This window comes from Achromobacter sp. 01N37, from assembly GCF_056399725.1.
The window spans coordinates 68280-85949 of the sequence record NZ_JBFTRX010000003.1 but is presented as its reverse complement, the minus strand read 5'-3'; the positions used below and the strand labels follow the sequence as shown (position 1 = coordinate 85949).

General features: G+C 64.3%; 15 protein-coding genes. 9 read left to right on the top strand and 6 right to left on the bottom strand.

Translation table 11 applies throughout. The features are described from left to right. The first annotated feature begins 48 nt into the window (after nucleotides 1-48). Together AC1DSJ_RS06550 and AC1DSJ_RS06545 are read left to right on the top strand one after the other, a co-directional pair. Nucleotides 49-489, top strand: coding sequence for an excinuclease (locus tag AC1DSJ_RS06550; protein WP_175169865.1), 441 nt, complete (start codon nucleotides 49-51; stop codon nucleotides 487-489). Nucleotides 490-584: 95 nt separating this feature from the next. After that, the gene (locus AC1DSJ_RS06545; protein WP_054422276.1) at nucleotides 585-1046 is read left to right on the top strand and encodes a GatB/YqeY domain-containing protein; all 462 of its coding nucleotides are present in this window, start codon (nucleotides 585-587) and stop codon (nucleotides 1044-1046) included. A gap of 148 nt (nucleotides 1047-1194) precedes the next feature. On the opposite strand, the gene dinB is transcribed toward AC1DSJ_RS06545, so the two are convergent. After that, entirely contained in the window at nucleotides 1195-2277 is a 1083-nt protein-coding gene (dinB, locus tag AC1DSJ_RS06540; RefSeq protein WP_476760283.1) for a DNA polymerase IV, read from the bottom strand. Between the two features lie 104 nt (nucleotides 2278-2381). On the opposite strand from dinB, the gene AC1DSJ_RS06535 reads away from it, so the two are divergent. Continuing rightward, nucleotides 2382-2798 (top strand): PaaI family thioesterase, encoded by a 417-nt coding sequence (locus AC1DSJ_RS06535; RefSeq protein ID WP_342066509.1) that lies wholly within the window; start codon nucleotides 2382-2384, stop codon nucleotides 2796-2798. 41 nt (nucleotides 2799-2839) lie between these two features. On the opposite strand, the gene AC1DSJ_RS06530 is transcribed toward AC1DSJ_RS06535, so the two are convergent. After that, the gene (locus tag AC1DSJ_RS06530; protein ID WP_054422279.1) at nucleotides 2840-3295 is read right to left on the bottom strand and encodes a BPTD_2524 family lipoprotein; all 456 of its coding nucleotides are present in this window, start codon (nucleotides 3293-3295) and stop codon (nucleotides 2840-2842) included. Nucleotides 3296-3532: 237 nt separating this feature from the next. Between AC1DSJ_RS06530 and AC1DSJ_RS06525 the strand changes: the two genes are divergently transcribed. After that, nucleotides 3533-5440 carry a S9 family peptidase gene (locus AC1DSJ_RS06525; protein ID WP_156336437.1) on the top strand — a complete coding sequence of 636 codons (1908 nt, stop codon included), beginning with the start codon at nucleotides 3533-3535 and terminating at the stop codon, nucleotides 5438-5440. Here the strand turns inward: AC1DSJ_RS06525 and AC1DSJ_RS06520 are convergent. Further along, on the bottom strand, nucleotides 5430-6674 hold the full coding sequence (locus tag AC1DSJ_RS06520; protein WP_476760282.1) for a GGDEF domain-containing protein: 1245 nt from the start codon (nucleotides 6672-6674) through the stop codon (nucleotides 5430-5432). The two genes, AC1DSJ_RS06525 and AC1DSJ_RS06520, sit on opposite strands and share 11 nt — an antisense overlap. A 285-nt stretch (nucleotides 6675-6959) precedes the next feature. Beyond that, nucleotides 6960-8192 (bottom strand): MFS transporter, encoded by a 1233-nt coding sequence (locus AC1DSJ_RS06515; RefSeq protein ID WP_054422282.1) that lies wholly within the window; start codon nucleotides 8190-8192, stop codon nucleotides 6960-6962. 164 nt (nucleotides 8193-8356) lie between these two features. On the opposite strand from AC1DSJ_RS06515, the gene AC1DSJ_RS06510 reads away from it, so the two are divergent. Continuing rightward, nucleotides 8357-9184, top strand: coding sequence for an AraC family transcriptional regulator (locus AC1DSJ_RS06510; protein WP_441371140.1), 828 nt, complete (start codon nucleotides 8357-8359; stop codon nucleotides 9182-9184). A gap of 303 nt (nucleotides 9185-9487) precedes the next feature. Next, nucleotides 9488-12091, top strand: coding sequence for a penicillin-binding protein 1A (locus AC1DSJ_RS06505; protein WP_175169862.1), 2604 nt, complete (start codon nucleotides 9488-9490; stop codon nucleotides 12089-12091). Between the two features lie 123 nt (nucleotides 12092-12214). On the opposite strand, the gene AC1DSJ_RS06500 is transcribed toward AC1DSJ_RS06505, so the two are convergent. Further along, nucleotides 12215-12928, bottom strand: coding sequence for a metallophosphoesterase (locus tag AC1DSJ_RS06500; RefSeq protein ID WP_175169861.1), 714 nt, complete (start codon nucleotides 12926-12928; stop codon nucleotides 12215-12217). A 247-nt stretch (nucleotides 12929-13175) separates the two neighbouring features. Between AC1DSJ_RS06500 and AC1DSJ_RS06495 the strand changes: the two genes are divergently transcribed. Together AC1DSJ_RS06495 and AC1DSJ_RS06490 are read left to right on the top strand one after the other, a co-directional pair. Further along, on the top strand, nucleotides 13176-14351 hold the full coding sequence (locus AC1DSJ_RS06495; protein ID WP_054422286.1) for a PepSY-associated TM helix domain-containing protein: 1176 nt from the start codon (nucleotides 13176-13178) through the stop codon (nucleotides 14349-14351). Continuing rightward, nucleotides 14348-14545 carry a hypothetical protein gene (locus tag AC1DSJ_RS06490; protein WP_441371139.1) on the top strand — a complete coding sequence of 66 codons (198 nt, stop codon included), beginning with the start codon at nucleotides 14348-14350 and terminating at the stop codon, nucleotides 14543-14545. Before AC1DSJ_RS06495 ends, AC1DSJ_RS06490 begins: the two co-directional genes overlap by 4 nt. A gap of 159 nt (nucleotides 14546-14704) precedes the next feature. Here AC1DSJ_RS06490 and AC1DSJ_RS06485 read toward each other — a convergent pair whose 3' ends face one another. Beyond that, nucleotides 14705-15532: an aldo/keto reductase gene (locus AC1DSJ_RS06485; protein WP_054422288.1), complete on the bottom strand. Its 828-nt coding sequence runs from the start codon at nucleotides 15530-15532 to the stop codon at nucleotides 14705-14707. A 262-nt stretch (nucleotides 15533-15794) separates the two neighbouring features. On the opposite strand from AC1DSJ_RS06485, the gene AC1DSJ_RS06480 reads away from it, so the two are divergent. Further along, nucleotides 15795-17642 carry an ABCB family ABC transporter ATP-binding protein/permease gene (locus tag AC1DSJ_RS06480; protein ID WP_054422289.1) on the top strand — a complete coding sequence of 616 codons (1848 nt, stop codon included), beginning with the start codon at nucleotides 15795-15797 and terminating at the stop codon, nucleotides 17640-17642. Nucleotides 17643-17670: the final 28 nt, after the last annotated feature.

The following is a 17670-nucleotide window of genomic DNA, read 5'->3' as shown; positions in this document are numbered from 1 at the left end:
CGACAACGCGCGCGCGTATTTCAACCTTCACTTTTGGAACGAGAAGTCATGAAGATTTCCTACAAGCTGTTCGGCGCCCTCTCCTTGTCGTTTGCCTGCTCGGCCCAGGCGCTGGCTGCGGATCGCACCGTCTTCCTGCCGCTGCAACCCGCCATCGACGCCGCGCTGGCGGCAGGCAAGATCGACGGCAGCGTCAAGTTCTACCTGGCCGGCACGGGCCCCAAGGGCAAGGTGCTGGAATCGGGCGTTGTCACCAACCGCAAGACCAACGCCATCGCCAAGAAGGACGCCGTGGCCTGCGAATGGGTGGCGCAATCCGCCGTGATCGCCCTGCACGAAGCCGCCAAAAAGGCCAATGCCAATGCGGTGACCAATATCGTTAGCTACTATCGCAAGAACGTGTCCACCAGCAAGACGGATTACGAATGCCATGCGGGCGCCACGGTGGCGGGCGTGGCGCTGCGCGGCGACTTGACCCAGGTGAAGTAAAGCTGAGTCTGGGAAAGCCGATTCAGGCGACGCCCGATTCAGCACGCCCGGTTTACACTTGGCGATTGCCGCAACACCACATTAAAGGTTTCCCCATGAGCACTGCTACGCTCAAGACCCGCCTCTCGGACGCCGTCAAGGACGCCATGCGCGCCAAGGCCTCCGAGCGCCTGACCACGCTGCGTTTCCTGCTGGCTGCCGTCAAGCAGAAAGAAGTGGACGAACGCCGCGAACTGAACGACGCCGAAGTCACCGCCATCATCGAAAAGCAGGTCAAGCAACGCCGCGAGTCCATCGCCGCGTTCGAACAGGCCGGCCGCACCGAAACAGCGGAACAGGAAAAGGCTGAATTGCTGGTGCTGCAGGAATTCCTGCCGCAGGCCGCAAGCCCTGAAGAAGTCGCCGCCGCCATCGACGCCGCGTTCGCCGAAGTGGCCGCGCAAGGCGTGACGGGCGCACCCGCCATGGGCAAGGTCATGGGCCTGCTCAAGCAAGCGCTGGCCGGCCGTGCCGACATGACCGCATTGTCGGCCCAAGTGAAGGCCCGTCTGGCCTGATCGCCTGCCGCGGGGGCTATGGCCGCGGCATCAGCCGCTGCTTTAGCCACCGCTTTTTAGCTCCCGCTGCTTTAGCCGCCGCTGCTTTAGCCGCCGCGCTTTAGCCACCGCTTTTTAGCCCCTGCTTTTTAGCCCCCGCTTTTAGCCCCTAAAACGCACCGCCGAAAAGATCCGGCTGGCGCGACTGCTCGGCGGGGTCGGCAAAGTTGCTCATCCCCACGCCCGCCAGCCGGTACAGCGTTTCCGGCGGCAATTCCACGCGCTCGCACAGCAGCCTGGCCACCGCGGCCAGCTCGGCCGCCGACCCCGGCGGGTTCGGGCTGGTCTGGCTGCGTGTCAGGATGCGAAAGCGGTCGGTCTTCAGCTTGAGCACCACCGTGCGCCCCAGCGCCCCCTTCTTCAGCGCCTGATCCCACACCTTGTCCGCCATGCGGTCAATGGCGTCGCCCAGCGCGTCCAGCCGGATGTCTTCTGAAAACGTCGTCTCGGCCGACACCTGCTGCAAGGGCTGATCGGTCTGCACCTCGCGCTCGTCGATGCCGCGCGCCAGCTCATACAGGCGCCTGCCGTAACGGCCGAAATAATGGGTCAGCTCTTCAACGCTGTGCGTGGCCAGGTCGCCCACCGTCTGAATGCCCAGTTGCTCCAGCCGCGCCTGCGTCACCTTGCCCACGCCCGGCACCTTGCGCACGGGCAAGGGCTGCAAGAATTCCAGCACCTTGGTTGGGCGCACCRCAAACTGGCCGTCGGGCTTGTTCCAGTCGGATGCAATCTTCGCCAGAAACTTGTTGGGCGCGATGCCGGCCGAGGCCGTCAGCCCGGTCTCTTCGCGAATCTGCTGGCGAATGACCAGCGCCACTTCCGTGGCTGATGGCAACCCGCATTTGTTGACGGTGACATCCAGGTAGGCCTCGTCCAGCGACAAGGGTTCGATCAGGTCGGTGTGGCGCGCGAAGATCTGCCGTATCTGGCGCGAGACCTCGCGGTAGCGGTTGAAATCCGGCGGCACGTAGATGGCTTGCGGACAGAGCCGTTCAGCGCGTATGGCCGACATGGCCGAGTGAACGCCAAAGCGCCGCGCCTCATAGGACGCGGCGCACACGACCGAACGCGGGCCAGTCCAGGCCACGACGACCGGCTTGCCCCGCAGTTCAGGATTGTCGCGCTGCTCTACAGACGCGTAAAACGCATCCATGTCCACATGCACGATCTTGCGCAAGAGTTCAGACATTCCGTTCAAGACAACGTGGCCGCCCGCAGCAGGCAATGGCGCCCACACCAAAAAAATATATTATGACCGGCTTATCCGCTTATCCCTTGCGTCCACGCCTACCCATGACAGCACCCGCCCAAACCGACTATTTCGGCCTGACGATTCCCTTCATGAGCTTCATCGGCCTGGTGCCTGAAAGCATTGCGCCGGCCTATGCCCGCACGACGCTGCCCTGGCGCCAGGACTTGACCAACAGCCGCGGCGACGTGCATGGCGGCACGCTGATGAGCGTGCTGGACTTCACGCTCAGCGCGGCGGCGCGTGGCTCGGCCGACGCCACCGAAGGCATGGCCACCATCGACATGAACACCACGTTCCTGTCTCCCGGCACGGGCAATCTGGTCATCGAAGCGCGCTGCCTGCGCCGTGGCGCGTCCATCGCGTTCTGTGAAGGCGATATTCGCCGCGCCGATGGCGAACTGGTCGCGCGCGCCACCGCCACCTTCAAGATCATCCGCCGCCGCCCGGGCGGCGATTAAGCCGCGCCAGATGCGGCGTCCGGCCAGACGCCGCCATCCGCTTATTTCGGCAGGTCGCGCGACGGCTTCACGGCCGGGCGCGGGTCCAGCGGCATGTAGGTGCTGCACGACGTGATGCTGTAGTAGATCGCGTCCTGCATCGCCTGCATCGCCGCGGCATCCCAGGTGCCCTTGCCCCACATCACGATGCGCACGTCGGTGCTTTTTGCGCCCGCCGCTTTCAGCTCGACGCGCGACATTTCATTGTCGGTGTACGGCGCCAGCACGCGCACCACGCCCGACTGCGCGCCTTCGTTCAGATCAGAAATCACACGATAGGCGTTGTCGGTGCTGCGCAGGCAGTTGTTCGACTGCCGGATCACCGTGGCGTAGGCGTCCTTGAACGCGACCGGGGCCTTGAACTCGCTGTGAGGCCCCGCGCTGTCTTTCGAAATGCCCAGCGAGCAGCCCGCCAGGCCGAGGGCCAGCGCCGATGCCGCGACCAGATTCCTGTACATGTAATTCTCCAGATGAATTGCCGCGATTATCCCGCAAACCGTACGGCGGCATAAGTAGGGCCGGTTCGACACCGCCCGCGCGACTATGGCATTATCGACGAGCCGCTGGCGCCTGGCGCCCGTGGCTTTCGCGGGGCCGGCAAATGCCGGCCCGCGCCATATCCGCAACAATGCCGCAGCCGTGCCAACCGCAAGCTAAGGCATTGAAATCACGGAGGTCTTCCCTTGTTTGCATTCATGACGCGCACCATTTTGGCCGCCGGCATCGTCGGCACCACGCTGGGCGCCTGCGCCACGCAGCCGCCGCCCCGCGCCTACCCCCTGAAAGATTTCTTCCGCAATCCGGAGCGCGGCTTTTTCCGCCTGGCCGAAGACGGCAAGACGCTAGCCTTCATGCAGCCCACCAGCGTGGACGGCAACCCGGCCCGCATGAACATCTATGTGCAGCCGCTGGAAGGCAGCAAGCTGATCGGCGAACCGCGCCAGATCACCAGCGAAACCGCCCGCGACATCAGCAACTACTTCTGGAAGGGCGGCGACGTCGTGCTCTACCAGAAGGACTTCGGCGGCGATGAGAACTACCACGTGCTGGCCGTCAACGCCAAGACCGGCAAGGTCACCGACCTGACCCCGTACGAAGGCGCGCGCGCCAGCATCGAAGACGATCTGGAAGATGATCCCGACCACGTCCTGATCAGCCACAACCAGCGCAACCCCGAAGTCTTCGACGTGTACCGCGTCAACGTCCATACGGGCGCCGCCGTGCTGGTGGCGCAGAACCCGGGCAATATCGTCGGCTGGCAAACGGACCACGCGGGCAAGGTGCGCGCCGCCGTCACCAGCGACGGCCTGAACACCACCCTGCTCTATCGCGACGACGAAGCGTCCGAATTCCGTCCGCTGATCACGACCGACTACCGCACGAGCGTCAGCCCGTCATTCTTCACGTTCGACGACAAGAAGATGTACGCGCTGAGCAACCGCGGCCGCGACCGGCTCTCGCTGGTGGTCATCGACCCGGCCAAGCCCGACGCCGAAGAAGAAGTCTTCACGCCCGACACCGTTGATCTCGACGGCGCCGGCTATTCGCGCAAGCGCCGCGTGCTGACGCTGGCGGCCTACCAGACCGACAAGCCGCAATACAAATTCTTCGACGCGCAATCCGAAGCCCTGTTCAAGACGCTGTCTGAAAAACTGAAGGGCTACGACATCGCGCTGCAAGGCTCCAACCGCGACGAGAACGTTTTCATCGTGGCCGCCTACAACGACCGCACGCCGGGCTCGCGCTACCTGTACGACGCCGCCTCCGACACGCTGACCAAGCTGGCCGACATCAACCCGGCCATTCCGGAAAGCGACATGTCGCAGGTACAGCCCATCAGCTATCAAAGCCGCGATGGCCTGACTATTCACGGCTACCTGACGCTGCCCAAAGGCCGCGATCCCAAGAACCTGCCTTGCATCGTGAACCCGCATGGCGGCCCGTGGGCGCGCGACGGCTGGGGCTACAACCCGGAAACGCAATTCCTGGCCAACCGCGGCTTCTGCGTGTTGCAGATGAACTTCCGCGGCTCAACCGGCTATGGCCGCGCGTTCTGGGAAGCCAGCTTCGGCCAATGGGGCTTGAAGATGCAGGACGACATCACCGACGGCGTCCAATGGCTGATCCAGCAAGGCATCGCCGACCCCAAACGCATCGGCATCTATGGCGCAAGCTACGGCGGCTACGCCACGCTGGCGGGTGTGACGTTCACGCCTGATCTGTACGCCGCCGCCGTGGACTATGTGGGCGTGTCGAATCTGTTCACGTTCATGAAGTCGATTCCGCCGTACTGGAAGCCCATGCTCGACAAGATGCAGGACATGGTGGGCCACCCGGAACGCGACAAGGACCGGCTGGCCGCGACCTCGCCCGCGCTGCATGCGGACAAGATCAAAACGCCGCTGTTCATTGCCCAAGGCGCGAAGGACCCCCGCGTCAACAAGGACGAAAGCGATCAGATGGTCAAGGCGCTGAAAGCGCGCGGCGTCGAAGTGGAATACATGGTCAAGGACAACGAAGGCCACGGCTTCCACAACGACGAGAACAAGTTCGAGTTCTACGAAGCCATGGAGAAGTTCCTGACGGAACACCTCAAACCGTAGTCCCCGCTGCTTGCTGAGCGGCGACGGGCGCATTTGCCGCCGCGCCGCTGGCCAGGCCGCCCATTTGCGGGCGGCCTGCGCCCAAACCGGTAAACGCCATCTCCACGCGATCGCGCCCTTCGTCCTTGGCGCGGTACAAGGCCACGTCGGCACGCGCCAAAATCACGTCGGCGCTATCACCCGRCTGGTAAGACGCCAACCCGCCGCTGGTGGTCATCGGCACCTCGACGCCTTGCAGGTACAACGGCGCATCGCGCAAGGCATCGCACACGCGCTGCGCGTGCACCAGCGCGCGCGCCGGGTCGCAATCCACCATCAGCAGCACAAATTCTTCGCCGCCCAGCCGGCCCAAGCGGTCGGTTCCACGCACCGCGTTCTGCACCACTTTCGCGTAATGACGCAACGCCGTGTCGCCCGCGGCATGGCCGTAGCGGTCGTTGATGGATTTGAAATGGTCGATGTCCAACACCAGCACCGCCAGCTGGCAACCCGAACGCCCGCAACGCTGTAATTCGCGCTCAAGCTCGTCAAGAATGGTGCGCCGGGAATACACGTGGGTCAGGCTGTCGAACGTCAAGGCGGCCTGCATCTGTTCAGACAAGCGGGTCTGCACCATCAGCAGCAGCGCCAGAAACAACGCTGGCACCGTCACCGACCCGCATACGATGTAGAACAACCCCCACGCCGAAGGGTGCAGCATGGACACGGGCTCAGCCAGGCCGGTGCCATACACCAACACGCGTCCCGCATGCAGCAAGGCCAGGCCGAAGATCGCCAGCATCAGATAGAGCGTTACGCCGCGCGTGGCAATGCGCTTGCGTTGCTGGAACACAATCTGGCCCGTGGCGGTCATCACGACGCAGGTGTAGGCCGAAAACAGCAGCATGCGGCCGCTCATTGCGTCATGGCCATACAGCATCACCGCAAATCCGGCCAAACAGGCCAGGGTGATGCACACCATGCGCCCGATCTGCGGACGCAGGCCAAAGAACTGGCGCACGCCCACATACACCAGGCTTGCCGCACAGACCCAGGCGGCGTTGGACAGCATGATGTAAATGCCAGGGGGCACGATCTCGGCCGACGCATAAGACAGCAGAGACACCACGGCCAGGGCATTGGCCGCGGTAAAAGCCTGAATGCCGCCGACGCCGCGCGTGTGGAAAGGCAAAAGCAACGGCAACGCCAACGCCGTAGCCAGCCCCCACATCAAGAAGAATAAGGAAGTCGTCATGGTTTCTGCCGGCGGGCGCCTGTTTAGCGTTCGCCGTCGCTTGGATCTGCCGTTGCACTGGGTTCATGGGTGGGGACGCGTTACACGTCAGCATGCTTGATGCTTTTTGTTACCAGCAGGACAAAAGAAACCACCGGGGTCGCGACGATTTTCGGTCGCGACGGCCGGTGTCAGTGTCCAGAACCTTTACTACCCGCGCCAAGACGATTGCACGGTATGCAGCGAAGAATACGCCAAGCTCAGGGCGTGTGGATCACCCTTTGCAGTATTTGACAGTTAAAACTTCTACTTTGCGGGCTTACCCCCGGATGCCTTTCTTTCGACATTCGGCAGCAGAATCGCCACCACGCCCAGCAGCGGCAGATAGGCGCACACCTGATACACATAAGCAATGCTGGTGGCGTCCGCCAGCTTGCCCAACGCGGCCGCCCCCACCCCGCCCATGCCGAAGGCGAACCCGAAGAACAGGCCGGCGATCATGCCCACCTTGCCCGGCACCAGCTCCTGCGCATAGACCACGATGGCGGAAAAGGCTGACGCGAGCACCATGCCGATGATCACAACCAGCGCCGCCGTCCAGAACAGGTTCGCATAGGGCAGCAGCAACGTGAATGGCGCCACGCCAAGAATCGACACCCAGATCACGATCTTGCGGCCGATGCGGTCGCCCACCGGGCCGCCCACCACCGTGCCCACCGCCACCGCCGCCAGGAACAGGAACAGGTAAAGCTGCGCCTCGCGCACCGACAAGCCGAACTTGTCGATGAGATAAAACGTGAAGTAGCTGTTCAGGCTGGCCAGATAAAAGTACTTGGAGAACACCAGCACGCCCAGCACGGCCAAAGCGCCCAGCACCTGATTGCGGCTCAGCCCGTTTTCGGCGCCTGCGCTGCGCGCGCGCGGCTTGAGCCGGACCCGGTTGGCGCTATACCAGCGGCCGATGCCCGTCAGCACCACGATGCCAAACAGCGCCGCCAGCGAGAACCACGCCACACTGCCCTGCCCGTGCGGAATGATGAACAGCGCCGCCAGCAGCGGCCCCAGCGCTGAACCCACGTTGCCCCCCACCTGGAACAGCGACTGCGCCAGGCCATGCCGCCCGCCCGACGCCATGCGCGCCACCCGCGACGACTCGGGATGGAACACCGACGAGCCCGTACCCACCAGCACCGCCGCCACCAGCAGCCAGCCGAACGACGGGGCGACCGACAGCAGCAGAAGCCCCGCCAACGTAAAGCCCATGCCTACCGGCAGCGAATACGGCTTGGGATTGCGGTCCGTGTAGAAGCCGATGAAGGGCTGCAACAGCGAGGCGGCCAGCTGGTACACCAGCGTGATCAGCCCGATCTGCGCGAACGACAGGCTGAACGATTCCTTCAGCATCGGATAGATCGCCAACAGGATCGACTGGATCATGTCGTTCATCAGGTGCGCGACGCTGATGGCGCCCAAGACCTTGAAGGCGGTGGAAGAGTCGGAGGCAGGCGAAACTGCGGCGGGATTCTGGGCGGGGGGCATGGGCGTATGCGTAAGAGAAAAGACGGCCCGGCAACGGTGCCGGGCTCCGTCTACAGTGTAGAAATCTGCCGCCAGATTGATCTGCCAATATTCGTCGCAGAAGTGACAAAATACCGGCATCCTCCTTTCACCGTTCGACTCATCCTTTTGTCGGAAGTGACATCATGCCCGTCCGCCTGCCCTTGCCTCAGCCTCCCGATCCCGGCCGCAGCGTCAATGCTCAGGACTATCAGCATCGCCCCCGCGTGGTCACCGCCATGGCCAAGGAATTTCCCGCCAGCGCCCAGACCGGCGCGCACTCCCACCCCCGCGCTCAACTGCTGTATGCGGTTGACGGCGTCATGCGCGTCACCACGCCCAGCGGTTTCTGGGCGCTGCCGCCGCTGCGCGCGCTCTGGGTGCCGGCGGGCATGCCGCATGGGGTGGACATGGTGGGCCCGGTATCAATGCGGTCGCTCTACATTCAGGCCGACGCCGCCGCCCGCTTCTGGCCGCAATGCCAGGTGATCGAAGTCAGCGGCCTGCTGCGCGAATTGATCCTGGCGCTGACCGCCGAGCCCATCGACTATCCGCTGGGAGGCCGGGTCGAGCAGATTGCGTCGCTGATCCTGTCCGAACTGGCGGCGGCGCGCGTGGTGCCCATCCAGATTCCATGGCCGCGCGATCGCCGTCTGCAAACCATTTGCACGGCCATCCTGGACCAGCCGGGCCTGCAACGCAGCATCGAAGCCTGGGGCAGCGAAGTGGGCGCCAGCGCGCGCACGCTGATCCGGCTATTTCAGGCCGAGCTGGGGCTGAACTACCGCCAATGGGTGCAGCAAGTGCGACTGGCAGATGCGGTATGCCGCTTGTCGTTGGGCGTGCCGGTGGCGCGCATTGCCGCCGATCTGGGCTATCGCAGCCCCAGCGCCTTCAGCGCCATGTTCCATCGGGCGCTGGGCGCGCCGCCCCAGCGATATCTGCAAAATGCCGATGCGCTGAACGCAAGCTGAATACCTAATAAAACCGCGCTTAAGCACGGCGCAAGCGCGCGCGAGCCCCCCAAAACCGCGCCGGGTGGGCAAAAAAAGCACGCTTGGGGCCTTGCCGTTTGTCACCGCGCGCAATACATTTCACAGCGCATTTCATCAAGGTTTTTCACTCGCCCGCGCACGAACGCCGCGCCCCGCGTATGCTAGACCCCGTCCCCTTATTTACGTGGCAAATCGCGCCCACCCAGCCCCCGGCAAGTTTGGTTACCGAAACCTTATTGCGCCCTGGCCGGTCTATAGCGTTCTGTCCTAGAATCGCCTGCAATGAGCACCCCCCAGCAATCCACCGCCACCCCGGGCGGCAAATCGGGCCTTCCCTGGAAACGACTCCTGGTCAAAGCGGGCATCCTCGCGGCCGGCGCCGCCGTGTGCGGCGCCGTTCTGCTGGGGCTCGCCCTGGCGTTGGCCTGGCCCAGCCTGCCCGACCTGCACGCGATGACCGACTACCGGCCGCGCGTGCCGCTGCGCATCTACACGGCGGACAAAGTCCTGATCGGCGAATACGGCGAAGAGCACCGCAATGTGCTGCGCTTTGACGAAATCCCGCCCGTGATGCGCCAAGCCGTGCTGGCGGCCGAAGACGACCGCTTCTACAGCCACGGTGGCGTCGACTGGATGGGCGTTGCGCGCGCCGTGCTGACCAACGTGGTCAAAGGGTCCAAGACGCAGGGCGGCAGCACGATCACGATGCAGGTGGCGCGCAACTTCTACCTGTCGTCCGAAAAGACCTATTCGCGCAAGTTCTACGAACTGCTGCTCACGTTCAAGATTGAAAACGAGCTCACCAAGGACCAGATCCTTGAGCTCTACATGAACCAGATCTATCTGGGCCATCGCGCCTATGGCTTCGCGGCGGCGTCGCGCACGTACTTCGGCAAGCCCTTGTCGGAAGTGACGCCGGCCGAAGCCGCCATGCTGGCGGGCATCCCGAAGGCCCCGTCGCGTTTCAACCCCATCACCAACTTCCCGCGCGCCGAAATCCGCCAGCACTATGTGCTGGGCCGCATGAAAACGCTGGGCTATCTGACGCCCGAACAGGCCGACGAAGCCCTGAAGCAGCACCTGACCATCCGCGGCGCGGACGGCTCCAGCGCGCGCGGCTTCGCGGTGCACGGCGACTACCCCGCCGAACTGGCGCGCCAGCTGATGTACGGCGTGTTCCAGGAAGAAACCTATTCCAAGGGCATCGACGTCTACACCACGATCGACTCGAAAGCCCAGGAAGCCGCCTACCGCGCCGTGCGCGACGGCGTGATGGACTACACGCGCCGCGCCGTTTACCCCGGCCCGGAAGACCAGATCGACCTGCCTGACAACGTCGAAAACGACGGGCAGGCGCTGGACGAAATTCTGGACGGCGTGCAAGACAAGACGCCCGACAGCGAAGACCTGCTTGCGGCCGTCGTGCTGTCGGCCAGCCCCACTGAAGTGAAGGTGGCCCGCAGCTCGCGCGACATCATCACCATTTCCGACAAGAAGGCGCTGGCCGTGGTGGCCCGCGCGCTGAACCCGAAGGCCAGCGACAGCCAGCGCATCCGCCGTGGCTCGGTGGTCTACATCCACAAGACCGGCGACAAGGACAGCACCAACTGGGAAATCATCAACATGCCGGCGCTGCAGGCGGCGCTGGTGTCGATGGTTCCCGAAGACGGCGCCATCCGCGCGATGATCGGCGGCTTTGACTACAACCGCGGCAACTTCAACCGCGTGACGCAGGCATGGCGCCAGCCGGGTTCCAACATCAAGCCGTTCGTCTACGCGGCCGCACTGGAGCGCGGCTTCACGCCCGCCACCCAGATCTCGGACCAGCCCTTCATGCTGACCGCCGCGCAGACCGGCTCCAAAGACTGGCAGCCCAAGAACGACGGCAACAAGTACGAACCCATGCTGACCTTGCGCCAGGGCTTGTACCGGTCGAAGAACATGGTGTCGATCCGCATCCTGCAAGCGATTTCGCCGCAGTACGCGCAGGACTACCTGACCCGCTTCGGCTTCGACAAATCCCGCTGGCCGGCCGTATTGCCGCTGGCGCTGGGCGCGGGCGGCGCCACGCCGCTGCAAGTCGTCAACGGCTACAGCGTCTTCGCCAATGGCGGCTACCGCGTCACGCCGTATCTGATTGCCCACGTCACCGACCGCTCGGGCAAGATCCTGATGGAAGCCCAGCCCGTCACCGCAGGCGACGAAGCTGCGCGCGCCATCGACCCGCGCACGGCCTGGGTCATGGCCGACATCCTGCGCGGCGTCACCACCAGCGGCACCGCCGCGCGTGCGCATCAGGTGCTCAAGCGCAACGACGTCGGCGGCAAGACCGGCACCACCAACGAAGCCGTGGACGTGTGGTTCTCGGGCTTCACGCCCACGCTGGCCACCACCGTCTGGATGGGCTTTGACCAGCCCAAGTCGCTGGGCACCAATGAATTCGGCAGCGGCCTGGCCCTGTCGACATGGCTGGACTACATGCAGCCGGTGCTCAAGGGCGTGCCGGAAGGCAAGCCCGCGCCGCGTCCGGACGGGCTGCTGGTGGACAACGGCGAATACTATTTCTCGGAATTCCCGCCGGGCCAGGCCGTGGCGTCGCTGGATCTGTCTTCGGGCGATGCCCTGACCGACTTCCTGAACAACAACCGCTCGACCGACGGCGTGGACACTTCGGTCAAGCCGCTGCCGACGCCCGGCGCGGCCTTGCCGCAGAATCCGAACACCAGCGCCGTCCAGGCGCCGCTGCAACCGATTCAAGTCCCGCGCACGGATAACGGCGCGGCACCGGCTGCGGCGCCCGTCGCCGCCCCGCTCGGCGCCGATGGTGCGCCCGCCAGCGCCAGTGCGGTGACCCCCGTGGGCTCCGTGACGGCCCGCCCGCTCTGACCGGCTCTCCGCCAAACACAATGGGCGCCCTTGCGGCGCCCATTTTTTTTCCAGTGCGGTTCATGCGCGGGCCACAGCGGCCACAGTTGCCGCCGTTGCCGCCGTTGCCGCAGCGGACACGCCCTATTCCTCGGCCATCAGCTCCGTCACCACCTCGTGCGGCCAAGCCGCCAGGGATTCCAGGTCCAGGAACGTGAAATACCCCTCGCGCCAGCCCTCGGTATCAATGTGATAAACGTTGCCCAGTTGCAGGGGCGCGGCCACCGGCGTATGCCCGGCCACCACCGCCCGCACGCCCTGAATGCCCGTCCGGTTCATTTGCCGCAGCCGGTCTCGCGACCACTGGCACGCCGCGCTGGTGCGCTTGTAGCGGTCTTGCAAGGCGGATTCCAGGCGCGGCCAGAACAGCACCGGACAGTCCGCGTGCAGCAGCCCCACGGCGCCGTCAGAGGTCTCGACCTCGATCGCGATGGGCAGTTGCGCAAACGCTTCGGCGTAGACCTTCTGGCGGTCTTCGGGCAGGTCCAGGAACCAGCCGCCGCCGTAGCCGCGCCAGTTCATTACATCGACCTGCCCGGTGCGCACGTGGCGGATCGCGTAGTCCTCGTGGTTGCCTTGCACCGCGAAAAACCACGGGCGGGCCAGCCAGTCCAGCGCGGCCTCGCTTTCGGGGCCGCGGTCGACCAGGTCGCCGACTGAGAACAGCCGGTCAGCGCCGGGATCGAAGCCCAGCCGGTCCAGGCTTTCCTGTAAACGTGAAAAATGCCCGTGTACGTCGCCCACCGCAAAATCGCGGCCACGTTCGTTACGCGGGACTTTTAAAAAACGCTGCTCCATGATGATCCGCAGCCACCGGCGCCAAACGGACGCAATCCGTCTCTTGGTAGCTCGCCGGGGCGATTCGTGCCTGTTGAAATACGACCCTTCTTTTTAACCTGCTTTACCCTGCGGCAGGCCTTGGCCTCTGTCGCCAGAGGGGTCAAAATATTACGTTACGAGAATCGCTATTATTCGTGATAATGTTTCGACTTTCCTCACAAATACCTTAAAGGGGGGCCGCGCACGCCGCCCTCCTGCCGTCGCCATGACTGCCGCGTCCACCATCAAAACTTGGTACTGGGTCCACAAATGGACCAGCCTTGTCTGCACGATCTTCCTGCTCATCATCTGTCTGACCGGCTTGCCGCTGGTGTTCCATCACGAGATCGAACACTGGCTCGACGACGCCAAGCCCTTGTCGGACGTGCCTGCCGGCACCCCGCCCGCCAACCTGGACAAGCTGGTCAACAGCGCCAAGTCCATGTACCCGGGCGAAGTCATTGATTACCTGTTCTTCGATCCCGATGAACCGCAGGTGTATGTCGGCATGGCGAAGAAGCCGGGCGACGGCCAGGTGTCTGGCCACGCCGTGCGCATGGACGGCCGCACGGGCGATGTGCTGCTGGATGGCCCGCCCTACGCCGAAGACAAGTTTTCGTTCATGGGCATCATGCTGGCGCTGCACGTGGACCTGTTCGCGGGGCTGCCCGGCGAGCTGTTCCTGGGCTTCATGGGCTTGCTGTTCTGCGTGGCCATCGTGTCGGGCGTGGTGCTGTATGGCCCCTTCATGAAGAAACTGGAATTCGGCACCGTGCGCGCCACGCGCTCCACGCGCCTGAAATGGCTGGACCTGCACAACCTGCTGGGCATCGTCACGCTGGTCTGGGCATTCGTGGTGGGATTTACCGGCGTCATCAACGAGCTGTCGACGCCGCTGTTCCGCCTGTGGCAATCGACTGAACTCGTCCGCATCCTGGAACCGTACAAGGGCCAGAGCGTGCCCACCGAACTGGCGTCGGCGCAGCTTGCGGCCGATACCGCAAAGAAGGCCATGCCCGGCAATGAAGTGTCGTTCATCGCGTTCCCCGGCAACGCCTTCGGCAGCCCGCACCACTACATCGCCTGGATGCGTGGCGACACCCCGCTGACGTCCAAGCTGAACACGCCCGTACTGGTGGACGGCAAGACGGGCGAGCTCACCACCGTGGCCAAGATGCCCTGGTATCTGACCGCGCTGGAGGTTTCACGTCCGCTGCACTTTGGCGATTACGCCGGCTTGCCGCTGAAGATCATCTGGGCGCTGCTGGACCTGATCACCATCGTGGTGCTCGTCAGCGGCCTGTACCTGTGGGTGGCGCGCCGCCGCGCCACCGAAGCCCGCATCAACGAACTCGTGAAACGGCACCAGGCCGCCGCCGCCCCGCAAAGGACCCCTGCATGAGCAAGAGCAAAACCAAAGGGGGCCGCGGCTTCATGTTCGTCTGGGCCGCGCCGATCGTGCTGGGCGTGCTGAGCGTATTCGGCCTGCTGGCCGCGCTGCTGGGCACCGGCGCATGGCACTGGGCGTCGTGGATCACGCTGACCGTGCTTCTTGTGGTGATCGTGCGCTACTGGGTGTTCCCGCTGAAACACTAGGCCGGAGACGGGGCCCCGCTGCCCCGCACCCGGCTAGACGCCTGACTTGGCGCCCCCGGCTAGGCGCCCCGGCTCGGCGCCCCCCCAGCTCGGCGCCCCCAGCTCGGCGCCCCCAGCTCGGCGCCCCCAGCTAGGCGCCCCCCAGCTAGGCGCCCCCACCTACTTACCGAACTTTTCCGGGTCTGGCCCCAGGCGCGCGCCTTCCTTGATGCCGTCGATGGCGGCGATTTCGTCGGCCGACAGCTCAAAATCGAACACGTCGATGTTCTCGCGGATGCGCGCAGGCGTGACCGACTTTGGAATCACGATCAGATTGCTCTGCAAGTGCCAACGCAGCGTGATCTGGGCGGGTGACTTGCCGTGCTTCTCCGCCAGATCCAGGATGACCTTTTCCTTGGTGATGCCGCCTTGGGCCAGCGGGCTCCACGACTCCGTGGCGATGCCGTGCTTGGCATGGAACGCGCGCAGCTCGGGCTGGGCGAACCCCGGATGCAGCTCGATCTGATTCACGGCCGGCACCACTTTCGATGCCTCCATCAGCTGTTCCAGATTGGCCCGCGTGAAATTGGACACGCCAATGGAACGCGCCCGGCCGTCTTCCTTCATCTCGACCATGGCGCGCCACGCGTCCAGGAACTTCGTGCTGCCGGCAACGGGCCAGTGGATCAAATACAAGTCCACGTAGGCCAGGCCCAGCTTCTCCAGGCTTTCGTCCATGGCCTTGTGGGCGTCTTCATAGCCGTGCCGGTCATTCCAGAGCTTGGTGGTGATGAACAGATCCTTGCGCGCCACGCCTGATGCGCGCAGACCCGTGCCCACGCCCGCCTCGTTGCCATAGATGGCCGCGGTGTCCACCGACCGGTAACCCGCCGCCAGCGCCTCTTTCACGCTGGCCGCGGCCTGCTCGTCCGGCACTTGCCAAACGCCCAGCCCCAACTGGGGAATCTTGTTTCCGTCGTTCAATTTCACTGCGGGTACCTTCGCCATAAGACCCTCCGAAACATGCACCGCAACACTGGCGCGGCGAATACGCGCCAGGTCGCGCAACCCTGGGCACAGCCCGGCTTAACCCAGGATTGAAGAGAAAAAAGAGCGGGCTTGCCGAGCTGCGCCCGCGTCACGATATCGGAACCTCATCCCCCGGCCAGGGTATACAAGTACCAGGGGTTATCTGCCAAATAATAGCGCCCGTGTCCGATAATGCCCGTCACACGGCCTCTGGCCCTTGCATCGGCACCCCTGAAAAACCATGAATTCCCCTGACGCGCAGCCCAAGAATCGCGGCGGATTTTCCACCCTGCGCACCCTCTTTCCCTATCTGTGGCCGCCCGGGCAAACCGGGCTGAAGGTGCGGGTCGTGGCGGCCCTGCTCTGTCTGTTCGCCGCCAAGGCCGCCACCGTCTACGTGCCGCTGATTTACAAGCACGCCATCGACGAGCTCGGCAAAGGCGCGCCCGGGGCCGTCACCGTGCCGCTGGGGCTGATCCTGGCTTACGGCACGGCACGCGTGTTGTCATTGCTGTTTTCGGAATTGCGCGACGCCATCTTCGCGCGCGTCGGCCAGCACGCCATCCGCGCGGTCGGGCTGCGAATCTTCCGCCATCTGCACGCGCTGGCGCTGCGCTTTCACCTGTCGCGCCAAACGGGCGGGCTGACGCGCGCCATCGAACGCGGCACCAAGGGCATCCAGACACTGCTGTCGTTTCTGCTGTTCAACATCCTGCCGACGTTTTTTGAGATCGGGCTTGTCTGCATTGTGTTGTGGAAGATGTTCGACGTGTGGCTGGCGCTGGCCACCGGCGTCACCGTCATCACGTACATGGCGTACACGCTGGCCGTCACCGAATGGCGCACCAAGTTCCGGCGGCAGATGAACGAAACGGATTCCGAGGCCAACACCAAGGCCATCGAAAGCCTGTTGAACTACGAGACAGTCAAATACTTCGGCAATGAAGAGCACGAGGCGCAACGCTACGATGCGTCGCTGACCCGCTACGAACGCGCCGCCGTGCGCAGCCAGGTCAGCCTGTCCATTTTGAACATCGGCCAGGCCGCGATCATCTCGGTGGGGCTGACGCTAGTCATGTGGATGGCCGCCACCGGTATCGCCGAAGGCCGCTACACGCTGGGCGACTTCGTGCTGGTCAACACGTACCTGCTCCAGCTGTACCAGCCGCTGAGCTTCTTCGGCTTCATCTACCGCGAGATCAAGCAAGCCATCATCGACATGGAACGCATGTTCGAACTGCTGGGCCAAGACCGCGAAGTGGCCGACCGCCCCGAGGCCCAACCGCTGCGCGTGGCGGGCGGCCAGGTCGAATTCAAGGATGTGTATTTCGGCTACGACGCGCGCCGGCCCATCCTGAAGGGCGTCAGCTTCACCATTCCGGCGGGCAAAACCGTGGCGGTCGTGGGCACGTCAGGCGCGGGCAAATCCACAATCGCCCGGCTGTTGTTCCGCTTCTATGACGCCGACAGCGGGTCAATTCTTGTCGACGGCCAGGACGTGCGCGACGTGACCCAGGCCAGCCTGCGCGCGGCGATTGGCGTGGTGCCGCAAGACACGGTGCTGTTCAACGACACCATCCACTACAACATCGGCTATGGCCGCCCCGGCGCGACTGACGCGGAAATCCAGGCCGCCGCGCGCCTGGCGCACATCCACGACCTGATCATGACCATGCCCGACGGCTACCAGACCATGGTGGGCGAGCGCGGCCTGAAACTGTCGGGCGGTGAAAAACAGCGCGTGGCGATTGCGCGCACCATTCTGAAGAACCCCGCCATCTTCCTGTTCGACGAAGCCACCAGCGCGCTGGACACCCATACCGAACGCGAAATCCAGGCGAACCTGCGCGAAGTCAGCCAGGGCCGCAGCACGCTGATCATCGCCCACCGCCTGTCCACCGTGGCCGACGCGGACGAGATCATCGTGCTGTCCGACGGCCGCATTTTGGAACGCGGCCGCCATCCGCAGCTGCTGGCCCTAGGCGGCGCGTATGCCGGCATGTGGGCGCGTCAGCAGGACAGCACGCCCAGCGCCCATGACGCGTCCGCCAGCAATGCCAACAGCGGCCCTGACGCGCCCGCGGATTGACAACCCCCTTCACCTGCCCGAAGATCGC